Source organism: Streptomyces sp. NPDC048172, from assembly GCF_043202595.1.
Taxonomy (GTDB): Bacteria; Actinomycetota; Actinomycetes; order Streptomycetales; family Streptomycetaceae; genus Streptomyces.
In genome coordinates this window covers 242,437-263,759 of the sequence record NZ_JBIDAT010000009.1, presented here as the reverse complement: position 1 = coordinate 263,759, position 21,323 = coordinate 242,437, and the positions used below count along the sequence as shown (strand labels likewise).

17 protein-coding genes and 1 pseudogene are annotated in these 21,323 nt (G+C 73.1%); 9 read left to right on the top strand and 9 right to left on the bottom strand.

Annotated features, from left to right (window positions below; genetic code table 11):
* Positions 1–23: 23 nt before the first annotated feature.
* Positions 24–1,298 (bottom strand): low temperature requirement protein A, encoded by a 1,275-nt coding sequence (locus tag ACGF3A_RS35135; RefSeq protein ID WP_393734512.1) that lies wholly within the window; start codon positions 1,296–1,298, stop codon positions 24–26.
* Positions 1,299–1,349: 51 nt separating this feature from the next.
* Positions 1,350–2,276 (bottom strand): LysR substrate-binding domain-containing protein, encoded by a 927-nt coding sequence (locus ACGF3A_RS35130; RefSeq protein ID WP_393734511.1) that lies wholly within the window; start codon positions 2,274–2,276, stop codon positions 1,350–1,352.
* Positions 2,277–2,470: 194 nt separating this feature from the next.
* On the opposite strand from ACGF3A_RS35130, the gene ACGF3A_RS35125 reads away from it, so the two are divergent.
* From ACGF3A_RS35125 to ACGF3A_RS35115, 3 genes are all read left to right on the top strand, one after another.
* Positions 2,471–3,268 (top strand): enoyl-CoA hydratase/isomerase family protein, encoded by a 798-nt coding sequence (locus ACGF3A_RS35125; RefSeq protein WP_393734510.1) that lies wholly within the window; start codon positions 2,471–2,473, stop codon positions 3,266–3,268.
* Between the two features lie 63 nt (positions 3,269–3,331).
* Entirely contained in the window at positions 3,332–4,933 is a 1,602-nt protein-coding gene (locus ACGF3A_RS35120; RefSeq protein WP_393734509.1) for an acyl-CoA synthetase, read from the top strand.
* Complete coding sequence (locus ACGF3A_RS35115; RefSeq protein WP_393734508.1) at positions 4,930–6,288, top strand: MFS transporter; 1,359 nt, start codon at positions 4,930–4,932, stop codon at positions 6,286–6,288. Before ACGF3A_RS35120 ends, ACGF3A_RS35115 begins: the two co-directional genes overlap by 4 nt.
* On the opposite strand, the pseudogene ACGF3A_RS35110 reads toward ACGF3A_RS35115, so the two are convergent.
* The 3 genes and pseudogenes from ACGF3A_RS35110 to ACGF3A_RS35100 all read right to left on the bottom strand — a co-directional run bounded on the left by ACGF3A_RS35110 (position 6,281) and on the right by ACGF3A_RS35100 (position 8,902).
* Positions 6,281–7,188 (bottom strand): annotated as a pseudogene (locus tag ACGF3A_RS35110) (ADP-ribosylglycohydrolase family protein). The gene ACGF3A_RS35115 and the pseudogene ACGF3A_RS35110 sit on opposite strands and share 8 nt — an antisense overlap.
* 48 nt (positions 7,189–7,236) lie before the next feature.
* The gene (locus ACGF3A_RS35105; RefSeq protein WP_393734507.1) at positions 7,237–8,112 is read right to left on the bottom strand and encodes a LysR substrate-binding domain-containing protein; all 876 of its coding nucleotides are present in this window, start codon (positions 8,110–8,112) and stop codon (positions 7,237–7,239) included.
* A 40-nt stretch (positions 8,113–8,152) separates the two neighbouring features.
* Positions 8,153–8,902 (bottom strand): SDR family oxidoreductase, encoded by a 750-nt coding sequence (locus ACGF3A_RS35100; protein WP_393734506.1) that lies wholly within the window; start codon positions 8,900–8,902, stop codon positions 8,153–8,155.
* A gap of 222 nt (positions 8,903–9,124) precedes the next feature.
* Between ACGF3A_RS35100 and ACGF3A_RS35095 the strand changes: the two genes are divergently transcribed.
* A complete protein-coding gene (locus ACGF3A_RS35095; protein WP_393734505.1) occupies positions 9,125–10,015 on the top strand; it encodes an SMI1/KNR4 family protein in 891 nt (296 codons plus the stop codon).
* Here ACGF3A_RS35095 and ACGF3A_RS35090 read toward each other — a convergent pair.
* Together ACGF3A_RS35090 and ACGF3A_RS35085 are read right to left on the bottom strand one after the other, a co-directional pair.
* On the bottom strand, positions 9,999–12,380 hold the full coding sequence (locus ACGF3A_RS35090) for an ATP-binding protein (protein WP_393734504.1): 2,382 nt from the start codon (positions 12,378–12,380) through the stop codon (positions 9,999–10,001). The genes ACGF3A_RS35095 and ACGF3A_RS35090 overlap by 17 nt on opposite strands.
* Before the next feature lie 132 nt (positions 12,381–12,512).
* Entirely contained in the window at positions 12,513–13,466 is a 954-nt protein-coding gene (locus ACGF3A_RS35085) for an SMP-30/gluconolactonase/LRE family protein (RefSeq protein ID WP_393734503.1), read from the bottom strand.
* Positions 13,467–13,576: 110 nt separating this feature from the next.
* Between ACGF3A_RS35085 and ACGF3A_RS35080 the strand changes: the two genes are divergently transcribed.
* The 3 genes from ACGF3A_RS35080 to ACGF3A_RS35070 all read left to right on the top strand — a co-directional run bounded on the left by ACGF3A_RS35080 (position 13,577) and on the right by ACGF3A_RS35070 (position 16,089).
* Positions 13,577–14,023 (top strand): Lrp/AsnC family transcriptional regulator, encoded by a 447-nt coding sequence (locus ACGF3A_RS35080; RefSeq protein ID WP_393734502.1) that lies wholly within the window; start codon positions 13,577–13,579, stop codon positions 14,021–14,023.
* A gap of 123 nt (positions 14,024–14,146) precedes the next feature.
* On the top strand, positions 14,147–14,791 hold the full coding sequence (locus ACGF3A_RS35075; RefSeq protein WP_393734501.1) for an HAD family acid phosphatase: 645 nt from the start codon (positions 14,147–14,149) through the stop codon (positions 14,789–14,791).
* On the top strand, positions 14,791–16,089 hold the full coding sequence (locus tag ACGF3A_RS35070) for a phytase (RefSeq protein ID WP_393734500.1): 1,299 nt from the start codon (positions 14,791–14,793) through the stop codon (positions 16,087–16,089). Before ACGF3A_RS35075 ends, ACGF3A_RS35070 begins: the two co-directional genes overlap by 1 nt.
* Positions 16,090–16,098: 9 nt before the next feature.
* On the opposite strand, the gene ACGF3A_RS35065 is transcribed toward ACGF3A_RS35070, so the two are convergent.
* Positions 16,099–16,467 carry a hypothetical protein gene (locus ACGF3A_RS35065; protein WP_393734499.1) on the bottom strand — a complete coding sequence of 123 codons (369 nt, stop codon included), beginning with the start codon at positions 16,465–16,467 and terminating at the stop codon, positions 16,099–16,101.
* Positions 16,468–16,693: 226 nt separating this feature from the next.
* On the opposite strand from ACGF3A_RS35065, the gene ACGF3A_RS35060 reads away from it, so the two are divergent.
* Entirely contained in the window at positions 16,694–18,742 is a 2,049-nt protein-coding gene (locus ACGF3A_RS35060) for a flavin monoamine oxidase family protein (RefSeq protein ID WP_393734498.1), read from the top strand.
* 53 nt (positions 18,743–18,795) lie between these two features.
* Entirely contained in the window at positions 18,796–20,397 is a 1,602-nt protein-coding gene (locus tag ACGF3A_RS35055; RefSeq protein ID WP_393734497.1) for a Dyp-type peroxidase, read from the top strand.
* Between the two features lie 93 nt (positions 20,398–20,490).
* Here the strand turns inward: ACGF3A_RS35055 and ACGF3A_RS35050 are convergent, their stop codons facing one another.
* Positions 20,491–21,276: a carbon-nitrogen hydrolase family protein gene (locus ACGF3A_RS35050; RefSeq protein WP_393734496.1), complete on the bottom strand. Its 786-nt coding sequence runs from the start codon at positions 21,274–21,276 to the stop codon at positions 20,491–20,493.
* Between the last annotated feature and the right edge of the window lie 47 nt (positions 21,277–21,323).

Here is a 21,323-nt window from a genome sequence, read left to right as displayed (position 1 = left end):
CGCCGTTACGGCGACCCCCTCCGTCACGGTGCTTCCAGCGCCTCCAGCATCCGCCGCTGGTGCTCGTGCCCGACCGTCTCGTGGCCGACGACGGTGACGAACGGCGCGAGCATCACCACGAGCAGGCACACGGCGATCGCCACACCGGCCGCCGCGAGCAGCACGGCGGCGGCCAGCACCGCGAGCGTGAGGGAGATCAGCAGCAGATGGAAGCGGTCGCCAGCGGACAGCAGCAGCGTGTGCAGCAGATAGACCGTCAGCAGGTAGAGGCCGACCGGGAGCGCGAGCCACAGGACGACGGCGGCGTGGCCGATCTCCGCGTGGTGTTCGAGCGAGAGCCCCGCCACGTGCAGGCCCGCGCCCGCGCCCGCGATGCCGAGGAAGAGCAGGATGTGCCCGTAGCCGAACAGATAGCCGCGCGAGCGGCGGTGCGTGAGGATGTCGCCGAACGGCGTGGCGAAGTACACCCACCACATGCCGAAGGTCAGCCCGACCCCGGCGACGACGATCGCGACCGCGTTCCCCGTCCACTGCGTCCCGTCCTCGCCGCCGAGGAGGCCGCCCGAGGAGGCGACGGTGCCGACGACGCCCTCGCCGAGGGTGATGATCGCGAAGAGGCTGTACCGCTCCGCGACATGGTGCGGATGCCACGGCGTACCGCCCGCGCCGCCCTGCGTCAGCGCGGGCAGCAGCAGCTCCAGGACCGCGAGCACGGCGAGGGTGGGGGCCATCACGGCGAGCGGCAGGGGGGCGAACGCGACGACGAGCCACCCGGCCTGCACGATCACCGTCCAGCGGATGCTGGCCATCCCCACGTCGTGGAACGGCGGCGACTCGCGGGCCGCGCGCCACCACTGGAGGACCATCGCGACGCGCATCACGACGTACCCGAGCACCATCGCCCGCACTTCCAGGTGCTCGCCCTCCGCCACGGAGCGGAACATCGCCGGGAGCCCGAGCGAGAAGACCACGACGCCGATCATCTGCACCATCGTCAGCGCGCGGTACAGCCAGTCGTCCGTGGCGAAGGCGGAGGCGAACCAGCTGAAGCTGATCCAGGCGACGCTGATCGCGAACATCGCCAGGACGAAAGCGGCGAGGGCCCGCCAGGGGTGCCCCTCGGCGAGCAGCTCGGCGAAGTGGGAGGAGGCGGTGCCGACGGCGACGACGAAGGTCAGGTCGAACAGCAGCTCCAGCGGGGAGGCGACCCGCCCGCGCTCCTCCGGATCCCGGCCCGTCATCGGCACCAGCCGGTGCCGCAGCCTGCTCGGTCGGCCCTCGTGTGGGGAGTCGTTCATGCGCAGCATGATGCCCGAGGCCGTCGGTGACAGGGCGTCAGGGCGAAGTTCTCAGCGTGGCCGGGGCGGCGCCGTCTCGGCGAGGTGGTGCCCGGCGGCGGCCAGCCCCTCCGACACCGCCTCCACGAACGCGGTGATCGCCTCGTTGTGCCGCGTCGGCACCCACACCACCGAGGTCTGCCACGCCAGCGCCGCGCCCTCCAGCGGGCGCCAGACCAGCCCCTCCGGGAGCGGCGTCGCCGGAGGCTCGTTCAGATGCACGCCCCGTCCCGCGAGGACCAGCCCGTGCACGAAGTGCGGGTTGCGCGCGTGCCGGATCGAGCCGGGCAGCAGCCCCTCGTCGCGGCAGATCAGCAGCATGTGGTCGTAGAGCCGGGGCGCCATGGCGCGGGGGAAGATCACCAGCGCGGCCCCGTCCAGGTCCCGCAGCCGCAGCGGTCCGCCGTCCCGCGCCGCCGGGTGGTCGGCGGGCAGGACCACGCCCAGCTCGCGCCGCGCGACCGGGCCCGACTCCAGGCCGACCGTGTCGGCGGGGTGCCGGACCACGCCCGCGTCGAGCTCGCCCTCGCGCAGCCGGACCAGCTGCTCGTCCGTCGTCAGCTCGTGGAGGTCGATCAGCACGTCGGGCACGCGCCGCGCGAAGCCCGCCGTCACCGTCGGCAGCACGGGCGGCGCCGTGTCCGGGGGGATGCCTACGCGCAGGACGCCCGCCTCCCCGGGCCGCACCCGGCGCATCGCCTCGCGCGCGCTGTCCACCCCGGCCAGTACGGGCCGTACGTGCTCCAGCAGCAGGGCGCCCGCCTCGGTGAGCTGGACCCGGGGCCGGGTGCGGTCGAAGAGCCGCACGCCCAGCTCGTTCTCCAGGTCGCGGATGCGCTGGGAGAGCGGCGGCTGGGCCATGTGCAGCCGTTCCGCCGCCCTGCCGAAGTGCAGCTCCTCGGCGAGGACGGCGAAATAGCGCAGGTGACGCAGCTCCATGCGCGCACCATATCGCTGCGATATCGAGGGCAGTCCCGATTGGTGTTAGCCAGCTCACACGGGCTGCTGTTTGCATGGCTGCCCACGGGAAGCCGGTGGGTGCACACCTTCCCGTAACCCCCTTTCCCATAGCGGCGGACACCCCTGCCGCGGACCTGACCTGCGCCCGTACGTACGTTCAGAAAGGCCCGCTCGTGAACGACACCAGCACCGTCCTCGTGACCCGGCACCCCGTCCCCGCCTCCGAGGGCGTCCACGTCGCCGAGGTGACCCTCAACCGCCCCGACAAGCTCAACGCCTGGACGGCGGAGATGCGGGACCGGCTCGTCGCCGCGCTCGGCGAGGCGGGCGCCGACGACCGGTGCCGCGCCGTCGTCCTCACCGGCGCCGGGCGCGCGTTCTGCGCGGGCCAGGACCTCGCCGAGACCGCCGCGATCGACCCGGACGACCACGCGGCGGCCGAGGCGTGGATCGACGACTTCGGGCGCCTCTTCCGCACCGTGCGCGGCCTCGACAAGCCGGTCGTCGCCGCCGTGAACGGCGTCGCCGCCGGGTCCGGCTTCCAGTTCGCTCTCCTCGCCGACCTGCGCATCGGGCACGAGGGCGTCCGCATGGGCCAGCCCGAGGTGCTCTCCGGCATCCCCAGCATCACCGGCATCTGGGCCATGCGGGGCATCCTCGGCCGGGCGAAGACCACCGAGTTCGCCCTCACGGGCCGCCTGGTCGAAGGTCCCGAGGCCGAACGGCTCGGGCTGCTCTCCCGGCTCGTCCCGCAGGACCAGGTCAGGAGCGAGGCCCTGGCCGAGGCCGTACGCCTGGCCGAACTCCCGCCCGGCGCGGTCGCGCTGACCAAGGGCCGGCTGCGCGAACTCGACGACGCGGGCCTCGACGAGGCCGTCGACGCGGCCAAGAAGGTCCACACCGCCGCCTACGCCACCGGCGAGCCCCAGCGCGAGATGGCCCGCTTCCTCGCGGGCCGCCGCCGAGCCTGAGCCGAGCCCCGCCCCGTCCCGCCCCCTCCCGCCCCGTCCCCTCGTTCCCAGGAGGTCCGCACCATGACCACCAGCGTTACGCCCCTGTCCACGGGCTCCGACGAGGAGGCCGCCTACCGGCGCCTCGTCGAGGACCATCACTGGAGCGTCCCCGAGCGGTACAACATGGCGGCCGACGTCGCCGACCGGCACGACGGGGACGCGCTCGCGCTCGTCTTCGAGGACCACACCGGGCACCGCGAGGAGGTCCGCTGGCAGCAGGTCCAGGACCGCTCCCGGCAGGTCGCCGCGCACCTGCACGCGCTCGGCGTGCGCAAGGGTGACCGCGTGGCCGTCCTGCTGCCGCAGCGTCCCGACACCCCGGCGACGTACCTGGGCGTGCTGCGCACCGGCGCGGTCCTGGTGACCATGTCCCTGCTCTGGGCGGACGAGCCGATCCGCTACCGGCTCGCCGACTCCGGCGCGACCGTGCTCGTCACCGAGAGCGCGGCCCTGGAGCGTACGGAGGGCTACGACGGCACCGTCGTGAACGTGGACGACCCGGCGATCGGCGCGCTGCCGCCCGCGTTCACGACCGTCGGGACGTCGCCCGACGACCCCGCGCTGATCTTCTACACCTCCGGCACGACCGGCCCCGCCAAGGGCATCGTGCACGCGCACCGCACGCTGCTCGGGCACAACGAGTTCCGGTACTGCCACGACCTGCGGCCCGGTGACGTGTTCTACGGCGCGGGGGACTGGGCCTGGTCCATGGCCAAGCTCATGGGCCCGCTGCGCGCGGGCGCCACGCACCTCGTCTACCGCCCCGCCGGGGGCTTCGACCCGGCCGGACTGCTGGCCTCGATGTCCCGTAACAAGGTCACAACGGCCCTGGTCAACCCCACTTTCCTGCGTAAAATGATGCAGGACGTCCCGGATGCGGGGACGCGTCATCCGCAGGCGCTGCGGGTGGTGTGCTGCTCCAACGAGCCGCTCACGCCCGACCTCATCGACTGGTTCCGCGAGCAGTTCGGCGTGACCCCGCTGGACTACTACGGCTCCACCGAGTCGTACCCGCTGCTGGGCAACTTCCCCGGTGTGCCGGTCAAGCCCGGCTCCATGGGGCGCCCGCTGCCCGGCTGGGACGTCGCGCTGCTGGACGAGGACGACCGTGAGGTGCCCGTCGGGCAGCCGGGCGAGATCTGCCTGCGGGCCGGGTCCAACCCCCAGTTCCCGCTGGGCTACTGGAACCGGCCGGAGGCCACCGCCGAGACCTTCGGCGGCACCTGGTACCGCACCAAGGACCAGGCCGTGCGGGACGAGGACGGGTACTTCTGGTTCCTCGGCCGCACCGACGACGTCATCAAGACCTCCGGCTACCGCGTCGGACCGTACGAAGTGGAGTCCGTTCTGCGCGGTCACCCCGCCGTCGCCGAGGCCGGAGTGGTCGGCGTGCCCGATCCGGTGCGCGGCCAGGCCGTCAAGGCGTGGATCGAACTGAGCGACGGATACGAGCCGGGCGAGGCGCTGGCCCGCGAGATCCAGGAGTTCGCGCGCGCCGCGCACTCCCGCTTCGCCTACCCCCGGCTGATCGAGTTCGCCGACGAACTGCCGCGCTCGGCCACCGGGAAGATCCAGCGGGCCGCACTGCGCGCCCGCGAGGCCGGGAAGGACGGTCCGAGGTGACGACGGACAGCACGCTCCCCAGAGAGGACGGGGCCCCGACGGGGGTCGCCGCCGAGTCCGCCGAGCCCGCCGACGCGCCCCGCGTCCGCCGCAAGGTCTCCCTGGCGACGGCCATCGGCAACTTCGTCGAGTGGTTCGACTCCGGCGCGTACGCCATCATGTCGGCCACCATCGCCGGGCTCTTCTTCCCGCAGTACGACAAGACGGCGGCGCTCCTCGCCACCTGGGCCGTCTTCGCCGGGGGCTTCATCGCCCGGCCGGTCGGCGCCGCGTTCTTCGGCCGCTACGGCGACCGGATCGGCCGCAACCGGATGCTGGCGCTGAGCGTGCTGTGCATGAGCGGCTCGACGCTCTTCATCGGCCTGCTGCCCAGCTACGCGACGATCGGCATCGCCGCGCCCGTCCTGCTCTTCCTGCTCCGCGCCGTGCAGGGCTTCTCCACGGGCGGCGAGTACACGGGTGCCTCGGCGTTCATCATGGAGTACGCCCCTGAGGGGCGCCGCGCCCGTTACGCGAGCGTCGTGCCGCTCACCGTCGGGCTCGCCTCGGTGGCGGGCGCGCTGACCGGGCTCGTGATCACCTCGTCGCTGAGCGAGGGCGCGCTGGAGAGCTGGGGGTGGCGCGTGCCGTTCCTGCTGGCCGGGCCGCTCGGGCTGATCGGGCTCTATCTGCGCAGCAAGATCGACGACACCCCCGTCTTCCGCGCGATGGAGCAGCGCGAGGCCGTGCAGCAGTCGCCGCTGCGGGAGGCGTGGCGGGTCTGCAGGCGGCAGGTGCTGACGCTCTTCGGCTACAGCATCACCAACGCGGTCGGCTACTACCTCATGAGCAGCTACATGATCTCCTACATGTCCGAGGAGGTCGGCTACACCAAGTCCGACGCCATGCTCGTCGGCCTGGTGGCCATGCTCGCGTACAGCGCGGCCTGCCCGTTCATGGCCGCGGCCAGCGACCGTTACGGGCGCAGACCGATGCTGCTCGTCGCCTGCGGCGGCTTCGCCGTCACCACGCTGCCCGTCTTCTGGCTGATCGGCACGGGGCTGCCGGGGGCGCTGGTGGGCAGCTCGGTGCTCGCGGTCTTCGTCGCGGTGATCGGCACGTCCAACGTCCCCGCCATGGTCGAGATGTTCCCCGGCCAGCTCCGCGCCAGCGGCTCGGCGCTCGGCTACACGGCGGCGTACGTGCTCTTCGGCGGCACGGCCCCCTTCGTCGCCACCGGCCTGGTCACCTCGTTCGGCAGCCCGCTCGCCCCCGGCTTCTACCTGATGGGCCTGGCCATCGTCTCGGGCCTGGTCGTCCTCCTCTCCTTCGCGGAAACCCTCCGCCTGCCCCTGACCCGTACGACCGTCAGGTGACCCGGGCCCCGCGGGGAGTGCCGGGGAGCTCCTCGCGGGCCTCGTGCCAGGAGGTGGGGAGGGCCTTCGTGCCGGTGCGGGCGGCGACGATGCCGCCCGCGATCGCGCAGGTCGTGTCGCGGTCGCCCCAGCCGCCGAGGGTCTGCCACAGGGCCTCGGCCAGATCGTCCAGGTGTCCGGGGCGGACCAGAGGGCGAAGGGGACGGTGTCGGGGGCCGAGATCAGCGTCCCCGAGCCGAGTACGGACGCGGCGTGCCGTATCGAGGTCCGTACGGGGAAGGACGCGGCGACCAGGAGGCGGGCGCGTACGTCGCCGTCCGGGACGTGGGCTGCGACCTCGTGGAGGAGTTCGGCTCGCGTCCCGTACGGCTTTCCCCGCGCCGCCAGCGCGGCGGCGACCGCCACGGCCACCGCTCCGGCCACCGCCTCCGGGTGGGCGTGGGTGGTCAGCGCGGAGAGCCGGGCCTGCTCGCGGACGGCGGCCAGGTCGTCCCGGAACCAGGCGCCGAGGGGCGCGACGCGCATCGCCGCGCCGTTGCCGTACGAGCCCTGGCCGCCGAACTGCTCCGTCGTCAGCTCCCGCCAGTCGCCGCCCTCGCCGATGCCGCGCAGCACGCCGTGCATGGACGGGCCGTACTTGCGGGCCGGGTCCCGCGCGTACTCCGCGGCGAACTCCCGGGCCAGCGCGTCGGGACGGACCTCGCCGTGCTCGCTCAGGTGCGCGAAGAGGACGAGGGCCATGGCCGAGTCGTCGGTCCAGGGCCACGGCGCGGGGCGCGGCTCGCGCGCGGCCCACCACTCCTCGACCGGCTCGCCGGAGCGCGTGAACCAGGTGTCGCCGAACGCGTCCCCCATCACGAGCCCCTCCAGGCTCGCGCGGGCGTGCTCGTCTCCGCTCATGGCGCGGTCCCCTCCCCGTACGGTGCGCGTCGTACGCACCGTAGCGGGTCACGAGAGCGTGCCCGCCAGCAGTGCGTCCCGCGCCGGGCTGGTGGTGTGCGGGAGGTGCAGCGCGTGGAGCGGGGCGTGCAGCGGCGGGTCGAGGGGGAGGACGCGGACCCTGCCCCCGGCGGCTGGGCCCGGGGGAGTGGTGACGAACGCGAGCCGGTCGGTGCCGATGACGGCGGTGACCGGTGGTGTCCCCTGGCGCGGCGTCCGTTCGACGCGGGGCTCGAACCCGGCGGCGCGGCAGTGCTCGACGAGGAGATCGGTGTAGCCGGAACGGCCGGGCAGGCCCCACACCATGAAGTGCTGGTCCGCGAGGTCGGGGAGCGCCAGCCGCTCGTGCCCGGCGAGCGGATGCCCCGCGGCGACGGCGATGTGCAGCCGCTGCTGGTCCAGCGTGGTGCGGATCAGGCCCGGCGCGGGCCGCATGCCCCGGCACAGGCCGACGTCCAGCTCGCCGCCGAGGAGCGCGGCGGTCAGCTCGTCCGGGTAGCGCTGATGGACCTCGGTGGCGACCTCGGGATGGGCCTCGGCGACCCGCGCCAGGAGCGCGGCGGTCTCCTCGCCGATGACGGACGGGGTGTGCCCGACGCGGAGCGTCTCCGCCTCGCCGCGCCCCACGCGGCGCGCGCGGCGCAGGGCCGCGCGCGCCACGCCGTGCAGCACCCGCGCGTCCTCGACCATGGCCTGCCCGGCCGGGAGCAGCGAGACCCCGCTGCCGCCCCGGTCCAGCAGGGGCACGCCGACCTCGCGTTCCAGGACCCGGATCGAGGTGGAGAGGGCCTGCTGCGAGAGGTGCAGCCGCGCCGCGGCGCGGGTGAGGCTGCCCTCCTCGGCGACCGCGATCAGATGGTCGAGCTTGTGCAGGTCCAGTCCCATGGGGCTCCTCGCGGACGGCGGCGGACGGCGGGCGGGCCGGTCAGCGGGTGGTGTAGCCGCCGTTGGGGAAGAGGGTCTGGCCCGTGAACCACCAGCCCTCGGTGGCCAGGAACCGCACCACCGGCACGATGTCCTCGATCTGCGTGAGCTGGTCGCCCAGCGCCTGCGACTTGTGGAACTCCACGCGCTGCGGCGTCTCCTGAGGGTAGAAGAACGGGGTGTCCATCGGGCCCGGAGCGACGACGTTCACCGAGATGTGCCGGTCCGCGAACTCCTTCGCGGCGGCCCGCGTGAAGTGCTCCAGCGGCGCCTTGCCCCCGGCGTACGTCGAGTAGCCGTCGGTGAAGGCGGCCAGCAGCGAGGTGCCGAGGCTGATGATCTTGCCGTGGTCGTTGAGCCGCCGTCCAGCCTCCTGGATGAAGAAGTACGCCGCCTTCGCGTTGATGCCGAACATGCGGTCGTACTCGTCCTCGCTGGTCTCCAGGATCGGCTTGCGCAGCACCATCCCGGTGGTGTTCACGGCGATGTCCACCCCGCCGAAGGTGTCCACGGCGGTGTCGAAGAGCCGCCGTACGTCCGCGACCTTCGTCAGATCGCCCTGGACGGCGACGGCCTGGCCGCCCCCTTCCTCGATCTCCTTGACGGTCTGCTCGGCCTCGGCCTCGGAGTTGTGGTGGTGCACCACGACCTTCGCCCCGGCGTCGGCGAACGTCGTGCTGATCAGCCCGCCGAGGTTCTTCGCGCCCCCGGCGACGACCGCGACCTTGTTGGGCAGCGTGTTCTCGGTCATGCTCGGCACTCCTCACATCCGTGCTGGTGACCGGCTTGATCACCGGTCTGCTGCCGAGGCTAGGCAGGCCCGGGACGCCCTGCCCAACACAGACTTCGGGTGGCCCCACAAAGCCCGTGGATACCCGCAGGTCCGGGCCGGACAGCGCCGTCCGGACAGCACGGGATCGCCCCGAAAGGGGGAGCGCGAACGGCCCCGCGCGCCCGGCCGTACGCTGTGCCGGTGACCGACCACGAGACGTATCTGCGCCGCCTCACCGACCGCGTGCCGCCGCCCCGCGAGGCCGTGAACGGCACCGGGGACTGGGCGGCGGCCGAGCGCGCGCTGGGCACCGCGCTGCCCGCGGACTACAAGCGGCTCGTCGAGACGTACGGGCGCGGGGACTTCTGCGGCGAGCTGTGCCTGAGCACGCCGTTCGACGGTGCCGACAACCCCGTCCGGCTGGAGGGCGACGCGCTGGACGTCTTCGGCAGCATGCGCGACACATGGCCCGAGAAGTACCCGTACCCGCTCTATCCGGAGCCCGGCGGGCTGCTGGCCTGGGGCGTGACGGAGGCCGCCGGACAGCTGTGCTGGCTCACCGAGGGCCCGCCCGAGACCTGGCCGGTGGTGATCTGGTCGCGCGACGACGACCACGAGAAGTACGAGTGCGGCGCCGCGGCCTTCCTCGACGGCTGGCTCGACGGGCGGATCACCTCGGAGATCCTGGAGGTCGCGGACGACGTGCCCCCGTACTTCGACCCGGCCGTCGAGCACGACCACGTCTACGTCCGCCTCGACGACCCGGAGGACCCCGAGACGCCGCCGTACGACGAGCGGCTGCAGATCCTGCGCGCGGCCCTCGGCCCCACCGCCGACCGCGGCGCCTACGAGCACCAGGGCGCCCGCCAGGACCACTTCGCGGTGACGGAGACGGGCTGGCAGCTGACGTACGAGATGGCCTACGGGCACCAGATCCGCATCGCCTTCCCGCCCGCCGACAGCGCCCGCGCCCGTACGGCCGTACTGGAAGCGGTCGCGCGGATGGGGTGCGTGGCGCGGGAGGCGAACACCGTGCACGGCACGTCCACGTGGGAACTGCCGACGGACGGGGAACTCACTCCAGGCCGGTGATCTGGGTGCGCGAGGTGAGGCCCAGCTTGGTCAGGATGTGCTCGACGTGCGCGTCCGCCGTGCGCTTGGAGACGACGAGCCGCTCGGCGATCTCCCGGTTGGTGAGCCCCTCCGCGACCAGCGCGGCGACCTCGCGCTCGCGCCGCGTCAGCGCGCCGCCCGTACGGCCCGCGGCGGCGCGGGCCTTGCCGCGCGGCGTCGTCCTGCCCGGCGCGTACGGCGAGCCGTCGCCCGTGATGTCCCCGGCGGACGGGCGCGCGGTGACCCGGGGCGGGGTGTCGCGGTCCTCCACGGCGAACGTCACCACCAGCGCGGGGTCCAGCGCGGCGCCGCGCGCGTGGCAGCGGTCGTACGCCGTGTCGCCGAGCGCCGCGCGCGCCGAAGCGGCGGCCGCGCGGTGGTCGACGAGCAGGATCTCGGCGCCGAGCAGCGCGCCGCCGAGCCGGTCCCAGATCGCCTGCGCCGCGCCCATGAGCGCGGCGGCGCGCTCGTGGCGCCCCTCCTCCTCCGCGTACCAGGCCAGCAGCTCCAGGGCGATGCCCATGCCCAGCCGGTCGTCGAGGGTCTGCTTGAGGCGGACGGTCTCGCCGAGCCGCTCGCGCATCCCCGCCGGGTCGCTCTCCGCGCCCTCCCGGGTGCGCGCCTTCCAGAGCGCCAACTGCCGGTACAGCAGGCAGTAGCTGCGCGTCCAGCACTCGCGCGGCGCCTCGTCCAGCACGGCGAGGCCCTCGGCGGAGATCTCCCACGCGTGCGCCGCGTCGCCCACGACCGCGGCGCCGAAGGTCTGCTCGAACGCGGCGATGGCCAGCCCGTCCCGGTCCCCGAGCTTGCGGAAGCGGCGCCGGGCCTCGTCGAAGTCGCGGTGGCACTCCGCCATGCGGCCGCGCAGCATGGCGAGGCAGCCGCGGTACTGGATCGCGTACGCCGTCCCGCGCTCGTCCTCGATCCGGTCGGCCGTCTCCAGCGCCTGCGCGACGCGGGTGTCCGCCTCCTCGTGCCGCCCCAGGCACATCAGCAGCCATGCCAGCCGGTGCAGCGCCTCCAGCCGCTCGGAGCAGTCCCGCTCCACCTTCGCCAGCGCGTCGCCGAGCCAGCGGGCCCCCTCCAGCAGCCGCCCGGCGGTGAGCCAGTGGGTCCACAGGCGGGTCGCCAGGACGAGCCCGCGCAGCGCGAGGGCGGGGTCCTCGGCGCCGACGGTGTGCTCCAGGGCGAGCCGGAAGTCCTGGAGCCGCCTGCCGACGGCGGTCAGCAGCGGCGCCTGCGCGTCGCTGTGGAAGGGGCTGTCGGCGCGCTCCGCGAGCCGCTCGCAGTACGCGAGGTGCTGGAGCCGGTACGTCCGCTCCTCGCCGCTGCCCACGAGCCGCTCCGCGCCGTACTCCCGCAGGGTGTCCAGCAGCCGGTAGCGCGCGGGCTCCTCGTCGGTGCGCAGCACGACCGACTTGTCGACGAGCCCGATGAGCTGTTCCAGCACGTCCTCGGCGGGCAGGTCCCCGCCGCCGCACACGGTCTCGGCCGACTCCGCGTCGAAGCCCCCGGCGAAGACGGACAGCCGCCGCCACAGCGTCTGTTCGCGCGGCGAGCACAGGTCGTGGCTCCAGTCGATCGTCGCGCGCAGCGTCCTGTGGTGGCCGGGAACGGCCGCCCGTCTCCCTCCGGTCAGCGCCTGGAGCCGCCCCTGCAGCCGCGCCGCCAGCTCGCCCAGCGACAGCGCCCGCAGCCGGACGACCGCCAGCTCGATCGCGAGCGGCATCCCCTCCACCCAGCGGCACACGGCGGTGACGTCCGCGCGGTTCGCGTCCGTCAGGACGAAGCCCGGCGTCACGGCCGCTGCCCGCTCGGCGAAGAGCTGCACCGCCTCGTGGTCGGTCGGCAGCGGGGTGATCGGGAAGACGAACTCGCCCGGCACGTCCAGCGGCTGACGGCTCGTCGCCAGCACGGTGACGCCCGGCGCGATGCGCAGCAGCAGATCGACGTGCATCGCGCAGGCGTCCAGCAGGTGCTCGCAGGTGTCGAGGACGAGCAGCAGCCGCTTCTCCGACAGATACGCGGCGAGCAGCTCCATCGGATCGCGGTCGCCCTGCTCGGAGAGGCCGAGCGCGGCGGCCACGGTGTGCGGGAGCAGCACCGGGTCGCGCAGCGAGGACAGCTCGACGAAGCAGACGCCGTCCGGGAACCGGGAGTGCGCGGCGCGGGCGGCCCGCAGCGCGAGGCGCGTCTTGCCGACGCCGCCGGGGCCGGTCAGCGACACCAGCCGTGCCTTGGCGAGCAGCGTGGCGATCTCGCGGAGCTCCTGCTCCCGCCCCACGAACCCCGTGATTTCGAGGGGGAGTTCACCGACGCGCTCTCCGACGCTTCCCAGCCGCATGCCGCGCTCGCCCCTCTGCCGCCCGCCATCTGCCCGAGTGGGTATCCACAGGCTACGCGTAATGAGATGAGCACTCTAGGTGCTTACCCCCGCAGGCGCCGTGTTCCGGCTGGTCAGCCGGAGTGGCGCGGACTACGACGTCCAGCGGGGACGCCCCGGTCCCGTGGGGTGGGTGCCGGTGACGGAGAGCAGGGCGGAGTAGAGGGTGGTCTCCGCGGTGATGAGGACGCGGTTCCTCTTGGCCCCGCCCCAGGCGATGTTGGAGACGGCCTCGGGCACCACCAGGCGGCCGATGAGGGTTCCGTCCGGGTCGTAGCAGTGCACCCCGTCGGCCATGGCGGCGACCCACAGGCGGCCGTCCGCGTCGAACCGGATGTTGTCGAAGCGGGCCTCGCCCCGCGCGGCGGCCTCGGCGAAGACGGTGCCCTCGGAGAGCGTGCCGTTCTCCCGCACGTCGAAGACGCGGATCTGGCCCGCCCGGGTGTCGGAGACGAACAACTGCCGCTCGTCCGGCGAGAAGACCAGCCCGTTGGGGCCGCCGAAGCCGTCCGCGACGAGCGTGACGTCGCCGCTCGCCGGGTCGATCCGGTAGACGTTGCAGGCGCCGATCTCGCTCTCGGCGCGGTGGCCCTCGTAGTCGGTCGTGATGCCGAAGTCCGGGTCGGAGAACCAGATGGAGCCGTCCGAGCGTACGGCCGAGTCGTTCGGGCTGTTGAAGCGCTTGCCCTGCCAGCGGTCGGCGAGCACGGTGACCGTGCCGTCGTGCTCGGTGCGGGTCACCCGGCGGTTGCCCTGCTCGCAGGAGATCAGCCGGCCCTCGCGGTCGAGCGTGTGCCCGTTGGTGTATCCGGCGGGGGAGCGGAAGACGCCGACGGCCCCGGTGCTCTCGTCCCAGCGCAGCATGCGGTCGTTGGGGATGTCGCTCCAGACCACCTGCCGCCACGCGGGCACGTAGAGCGGGCCCTCGGCCCAGCGGCATCCGGTGTACAGGACCTCCAGCGCCTCGTCGCCGAAGTTGCAGCGGCCGGTGTGGAAGCGCTCGTCGAACTCCTCGTAGAGCGTGGGCGCGGGCTGCTGTGCGGGCATGACGGCTCTCCTGACTTCCCGGTGAAGGGTATTCGGTGCGAAGTGGCGTTCGCCGTATGGGATATGGTCATCATGAGAGTACGCCGAATCAGCTCCGGGAGTGGTGATACGTGGATCACATAGACCGCCGTCTGCTGGCCCTGCTCCAGCAGGACGCCACCCAGCCCTTCGCCGCGCTGGGCCGGGCCGTCGGCCTCTCGTCGGCGGCGGCGCACGAGCGCGTCCGCAAGCTGCGCGAGCGCGGCGTCATCCGGCGGACGACGGTGGAGGTGGACCCGGCGGCGGTGGGCCGCGGCGTGCTCGCGTACGTCATGGTCAAGTCCACGTCCTGGATGGGGGATTCGGCGGAGCGCTTCGCCGCGCTGCCGGAGGTGCAGGAGGCGCACGTCGTGGCGGGCAGCGCCTCGGTGCTGGTCAAGGTGCGCACGGGGACGACGGAGGAGCTCCAGGACGTGCTGCGGCGCGTGCACGCGATCGAGGGCGTGAGCGGCACGGAGGCCGTCGTCGTCCTGGAGTCCTTCTTCGAGCGCCCGGTCGATCCCGGGGCTTCTGAGTGAGCGCGCGTCACGCGCCGTTCCGTCATACGCCGTCTACCGTTCGGTAACCGAAGGGTCGCCCCTTCTCCACGCCTTGCCATGACCATGTCGGCTGACATGAGGGCAGAGAGAGGGGAGACCGGCATGGCAGGACGCGGCGCGCGTCTGCGGATCGGAACGGGGGCGGCCGTCCTGGCCCTGAGCCTCGGGGCGACGGTGACAGCCACGACCACCGCCTCGGCCACGACCACCGCCTCGGCCACGACCTCGGCAACGGCCAAGGCCGCCGACGTCGACTACGACACCTGGCAGCGGGACGTCCGGGCGGTCGTCGACCAGGAGGCCCGGCCCTACGTCGAGCAGCGCACCGCGCACGCGGACGGCGAGAAGCTCGCGCTCGTCTTCGACGTCGACAACACCACGCTGGAGACCGACTTCCACCCCTGGTGGGACCTGCCGACCCCGGCCGTACGCGCGTCCCTGGAGCTGGCGAAGTACGCCAAGTCCCGTGGCGTCTCCGTCTTCTTCGTCACGGCGCGGCCCGGCATCATCAAGAGCCTCACCGAGTCCAATCTGACCTCGCGGGGCTACCCGGTCGACGGCCTGTACGTACGCGATCTGCCGGACCTCTTCGACGAGGTGAGCGCCTACAAGACGAGCAGCCGCGCCGCGATCGAGGACAAGGGCTACACGATCATCGGCAACGTGGGGAACCGCGAGACCGACCTCGTCGGCGGCCACGCCGACCGCACCTTCAAACTCCCCGACTACGAAGGGAAGCTGTCCTGATGGCTTCGTCCCGCAGAACCCGTCCCGGAACCGCCGTGCTCGCCGCGGCGCTCGCCGTCCTCGGCGCGGTCGCCGCCGCGCCCACCGCCGGTGCGGAGGCGCTGCCCGAGGTCACCCCGCGCGCCGAGACGCCCGTGCTCTACGACGACGAGGAGGGCGGCGAAGCCGACGCCGACGACCCCGCGATCTGGCGGAACCCGGCGGACCCGGACCGCAGCCTCGTCGTCGCCACCGCCAAACAGGGCGGCCTGCGCGTCTACGACCTCGACGCGAAGGAGGTCCAGTCCGTCCCCGCGCCCCCGGCGCCCGGCCCCGACGACGCGCCGGGCCGCTTCAACAACGTCGACCTGGTGCACGGGTTCGGCATGACCTCCGGCAAGGGCGACCTGGCCGTCACCAGCGACCGGGGCGGCGACAAGCTGCGCGTCTACCGCGTGGACGGCGACAGGAAGGGCGCCCCGCTCACCGACGTCACGGCGGACGACGCGCCGCGGATCTTCTCCTCGTCCCAGGACGAGGTCAACGAGCAGCGCACCGCGTACGGCCTCGCCACCTGGACGGACAAGGCGTCCGGCCGCTCGTACGCCCTGGTCAGCCAGCGCGAGCGCACCACCCTCGCGCTGCTGGAGCTGAAGGCGGGCAAGGGCGGCAAAGTCGGCTACGAGAAGGTCCGCGACCTGAAGCTGCCCGACACCTTCCGGCTGCCGAACGGCAAGGACTGGAGCCCCTGCGCCGAGCCCGGCGAGAAGCCGCAGGTCGAGGGCATGGTCGTGGACCCGGAGAGCGGCACGCTCTACGCGGGCCAGGAGGACGTCGGCATCTGGCGCCTGAAGGCGGACCTCACGGGCAAGCCCGAACTGCAGGACAAGGTCCGCGAGTACGGGGTCCCGGGGACGTACGACGAGGGGACCGAGGAGTGCGTGCCGGGCGACGACCCCGGCTACGGCGGCAAGCGCGTGGCGGCCGACGTCGAGGGACTGACGCTGCTCACCGAGGACAAGGGCGACGGCTATCTGCTCGCCTCCAGCCAGGGCGACAACACCTTCGCCGCCTACGACCGTGAGGCCTCCGACGGCCACGAGTACGAGGGCGGGTTCAGGGTGACGGCCGCCTCGAAGGAGCTCGACGGCTCCGAGGAGTGCGACGGCGCGGCCGTCCTCAACGAGCCGCTGGGGAAGCGGTATCCCCACGGCCTCCTCGTCGTCCAGGACGGCCACGCCACCCCCGAGGACGGCGAACGCACCGCCACGGGCTTCAAGTTCGTCGACCTCGGCGACGTCCTGAAGGCGCTCGACTGATCCTCGGGGTCACACGCCCCCGGTGCGGGAGTCCTTCTCCACGGCGCGGCAGCCGTGTCCGATGACGCCCGAGCCGGGGGTCGGGTCGACCTGGGCGCACACCCAGTCCTCGGCGCTGCCCCAGTCCTCGACGTAGATCCCCTCGGCGGGTGAGTCGCCCGGCCGTACGGCGCAGCCCTCACCCATGATCGTGACCGACTCCGCGGGCCCGTTGGCCTCGGGGTCGGCCTCGAAGGTGTTGTCGCAGTCGTAGTAGTGGTCGGCGGCGGGGGGCCCGGGTGCCCGGGGCGCCGCCGCGGTCGCCGCCGGGGCGACGGCCCCGAAGAGGCCGAGGGAGAGCGCCACGGCGGCGAGGCGGAGCGTGGTGGAAGAGCGCACAGAGAGTCCTCTCGTGGGGGGTGGGGTCTCGTGTCGCGCCCGTCACCCTGCCCATCGCTCTCCGGTCGAATGCGCTTGCTCCCTCGTACGGGTGGCGGGAGGTGTGAGCCGGGGGTGATCATCCTTGTGGGTAACGGGCCTCGCGCGATTGCCCGTTGACCTCGTACGAGTGGGGTTGGGAGCGCTTCCCTTCCGGGCGGTGGAGCCCGGATGGGACGGTCCGGACATGACCGAAGATAGCGAGATGAAAACGGCGTCCGAAGCGGGCCCGAGCCGCCGTTCCTTCGCGGCCGTGACCGCCGCCTCGGCCGCCGTGGCCGCGACCGGCACCCTGGGCGGGACGGCGGCAGCGGCGTCCCCCTCGGCGCTCGCGCCCGGCGCCCCGGGCGCCCCGGCTCCCGCGCCCGCTCCCGCTCCCGCGAAGGCGCCCGGCGACCGGGCGCGCAGCCGGGACGTGGCCCGCGCGGTGCTGGTGGTGGACGGCGCCGACAAGCCGCTCGGCGAGCGGTACATGAAGGTGCTGCGCGACGGCCTGCCCCGCGCCGGGAGCAGCAGGAAGGTGCTGGTCGTGGGTGCGGGCCCGGCGGGGATGCTCGCCGCCTACCTGCTGAAGAAGGCCGGGCACCGGGTCACCGTCCTGGAGGCGAACGGCAACCGGGCGGGGGGACGCGTCAAGACGTTCCGCACCGGCGGGCACGAGGACGCCGTGCAGCCGTTCGCCGACCCCCGGCAGTACGCCGAGGCGGGCGCGATGCGCATCCCCGGCAGCCACCCGCTGGTGATGGCGCTCATCGACCAGCTCAAGCTGAAGAAGAAGCCGTTCAAGCTCGTCGCCGAGGACGGGAAGGGCAACCGCACCAACAGGACCTGGCTCGTCGTCAACGGCGTCCGGATGCGCCGCGCCGCCTACGAGGAGAACCCCGCGCCGGTCAACCGCTCCTTCGGCGTGCCCGAGAAGTACCACGGCACCCCGGCGGGCAAGATCCTGGAGGCCGCCCTCGACCCGATCCGGGACAGGTTCAGCGTCAAGCAGCCCGACGGCACCCGCAAGGACAAGCCGCTGCCCGAGGCGCTGGACGGCTGGACCTCGGTCATCGAGGAGTTCGGCGACTACTCGATGTTCCGCTTCCTCACCGAGTACGCCAAGCTCGACGTGCGCACCGTCGACCTCATCGGCACCCTGGAGAACGTCACCTCGCGGCTGCCGCTCGCCTTCCTGCACAGCTTCATCGGGCACGCCCTGATCAGCCCCCGCACCAAGTTCTGGGAGCTGGAGGGCGGCACCGCCGTGCTCGCCGACGCGATGCTCAAGAGGATCCGCGGCGAGGTCCGCTTCGACCGCCGGGTCACCCGCATCGAGTACCGGGACCCGGAGCGCCAGGACAGCGGGGACGCCACCCACGTCTCCGGGAAGGGCCCCGCGGTGTGGGTGGACACGGTGTCCGAGGGGCGGAACGGCAAGGTCGAACGGCAGCAGTTCACCGCCGACTACGCGATCGTGACCGTGCCCTTCTCGGGCCTGCGCCAGGTGCAGCTGCGCCCCCAGCCCTCGTACCCCAAGCGCCGCGCGCTGATCGAGCTGCACTACGACGCGGCCACGAAGGTGCTGCTGGAGTTCAGCCGCCGGTGGTGGGAGTTCGACGAGGACGAGTGGAAGAAGCAGCTCAACGCGATCAGGCCGGGGCTGTACGAGGACTACCGCGCGGGCAAGGTCCCGGACGACGGCAAGCTCCTCGGCGCCCACCCGTCCGTGCCCGGCAAGCACATCTCCGAGGCCCAGCGCACGCACTACGCGGCCAACCGCTGGCTCACCCGTGACCAGCCCGAGGCGGTGCACGCGTACGGCGGCGGCTCGGTGTGCGACAACACCAACCGCTTCATGTTCAACCCCTCGCACCCCGTGCCCGGCAGCCAGGGAGGGGTCGTCCTCGCCTCGTACAGCTGGGCGGACGACGCCGTGCGCTGGGACGCGTACGACGACGAGGCCCGCTACCCGCACGCCCTGCGCGGCATCCAGCAGGTCTACGGGCAGCGCGCCGAGGTCTTCTACACCGGCAAGGGGAAGACCCAGAGCTGGCTGCGCGACCCGTACGCCTACGGCGAGGCGTCGGTGCTGCTGCCGGGCCAGCACACCGAGCTGTTCCCGGACATCGGCAGCACCGAGGGGCCGCTGCACTTCGCGGGCGACCACACCTCGCTGAAGCCCGCCTGGATCGAGGGCGCCCTCGAATCGGCGGTCCGGACCGCGCTGGAGGTCCACGCCGCCGCGAGGTGAGGCACGGACAGCGCTCCTCCGACGAACCCTCCGGCACGACCCCAAGGACTCTCATGACCTCCAGGCTGCCCCTGCGCGCCAGTGAACAGATCCAAGGCAACATCCTCGCCGGCTTCAACAAGGACCATGTCTCCCTCCTCTTCGTCCGGTTCACCGATGTCGCCAAGGCGCGCGCGTGGCTGAAGGGGCTGATCCCCCAGGTCGCGACCACCGCGGCGGTGACGCAGTTCAACGAGAAGTTCAGCGCGGCCCGGCGCAACGCGGGCGGCGCCGACCCCGAGAAGCTCAAGGCCACCTGGATCGGCCTCAGCCTCACCCACCCCGGCATCCAGTTCCTCACGGAACGGGAGGAGATCTTCCCGGAGATCACGCCCGGCTCGACGGTCGACGCCTTCGTCCAGGGCGCCGCCCAGCGCGCCCCGGTCCTCGGGGACGTGGACGAGAACGCGCCGGATCACTGGCTGTTCGGCAAGGACGACGACGACAAGGTCGTCCACGCCGTGCTCACCGTCGCCTCCGACACGGACCTCAAGGCGGCCGTCAGCGGCCAGACGGAGGCCATCAGCCGCGCGGGCGCCGTCCTGCTCTACGTGCAGGAGGCGGAGACGCTGCCGGGGGAGCGCGCGGGCAAGGAGCACTTCGGCTTCAAGGACGGCATCAGCCAGCCCGGCGTCGCGGGCTTCGACGAGCCGGACCCGGACAATCCGCGGTACGCCAAGGGCAAGCCGGGCACCCGGATCATCCCGGCGGGCGAGTTCGTCGTCGGCTACGACCGCGCCGTCGCCCCCGAGGGCTTCCACCGCATCTACCCGGTGGTGGAGAACCCGCCCGCGTGGATGAAGGACGGCTCCTTCCACGTCGTACGGCGCCTCGCGCAGGACGTGCCCGGCTGGTGGGCGCAGGTGGGCGCGCTGCTCAAGCAGCTCAAGGAGGAGGAAGCGGTCGGCGAGGAGGCCACGCCCGAGTGGCTGGCCGCGCGGTTCGTGGGGCGCTGGCAGTCCGGCACCTCGGTGGCCAAGTGCCCGATGATGCCGCCGGGCGAGACGGAGGTGGTGCCGGACAACGAGTTCAGCTTCCGCGACGACCTCGACGGGCGGACCACCCCGCTCTTCTCCCACATCCGCGCCTGCAACCCGCGCGACGGCTTCAACGAGGGCGCAGGTGAGGAGGCCCAGCCCGAGGAGCTGATCGACATCGGCCGGATCATGCGCCGCGGCATCCCGTACGGGGAGCCCTTCGACCCGGCGGGCGGCAAGGGCGGCGGGGTCAACGCCTCACGGGGCCTGGTCTTCGGCTGCTACCAGGCGGATCTGATGAACCAGTTCGAGTTCATGCAGAAGGACTGGTGCACCGATCCCAACTTCCCGCCGGGACGCGACCCGCAGCCCGGACCCGACGCGATGATCGGCGGTGAGCTGACCGGGATCACCGACGGACGGGTCGCCTTCCACCACGAGGCGGCACCTGCGCCGACGGTGCTGAGGCTCCGTCAGTTCGTCCGCACCGAGGGCGCGGTCTACGCGTTCGCCCCGTCCCTCGACACCCTGCGCCTCCTCAGCGAGGGGCGGCTGGAGGGCGAGGTCCCGGGCAGGCCCCGGCAGCCGTCGAAGAGCCAGTCGGCGGTCTCCTCGGTCACCGGGAGCCTCGGGCTCTGACCGCCGCCCGGCGCACCAGGAAGACACGACCTAGGGGGGGCCGCCACCCGTCGCACCGTACGGGAGCGGCCCCCTCGGCGTACCGGCCCGGGCTCACAGCCGCCGGTTGGCGAGGACGGAGACCTTGCGGCGGACCGCCTCGACCTCGTCCACGCCGACGTCCGTGACGAGCAGCCCCGGCTCGGCGCCCAGGCTGTCGCGCACCGTGCCGTCCGGGCCGACCAGCGCGCTGTGGCCGACGCCGACCGGGGCCGTCGTCTCCGGCTCGGACGGCGCGGGGGCCGCCTGGTCGGCGGCGGCGAGCCAGACCGTGGCGTCCAGCGCCCGCGCCCGCAGCAGCAGTTGCCACTGCTCGACCTTGCCGGGCCCGGGTCCCCAGGAGGCGGGCAGCAGGGAGAGCACGGCGCCCGCGTCGGCGTGGGCGCGGAAGAGCTCGGGGAAGCGGACGTCGTAGCAGGTGGCGAGGCCGACACGGACGCCGTCCACGTCGATCGTCACCACCTCGGAGCCGGGCGCCACCTGCTCGGACTCGGTGAAGCCGAAGGCGTCGTAAAGGTGGATCTTGTCGTACGAGGCGTCGACGCCGGGGCCCGTGGCCAGCAGGGTGTTGGCGACGCGTCCGCCGGGCGCGGGCGTGAACATGCCCACGACGACGACCGTCCCCGTCTCCTCCGCGATGCCGCGCACCGCGGTCGCCCAGGGCCCGTCGAGCGGCTCGGCCACCTCGGCGAGCGGGGCACCGAAGCGGGCCATCGTGGACTCGGGGAAGACGACGAGGCGGGCCCCGGCGTCGGCGGCGCGGCGCGTGAGGTCGCGCACCGTGCCGAGGTTCGGCGCGGGGTCGAGGTCGGCCGTGATCTGGGCGAGCGCGAGGCGCATGCGGGGTCTCCGTTCTCGGCGATGGTCGGTGGTCTGTCACCCGTTCG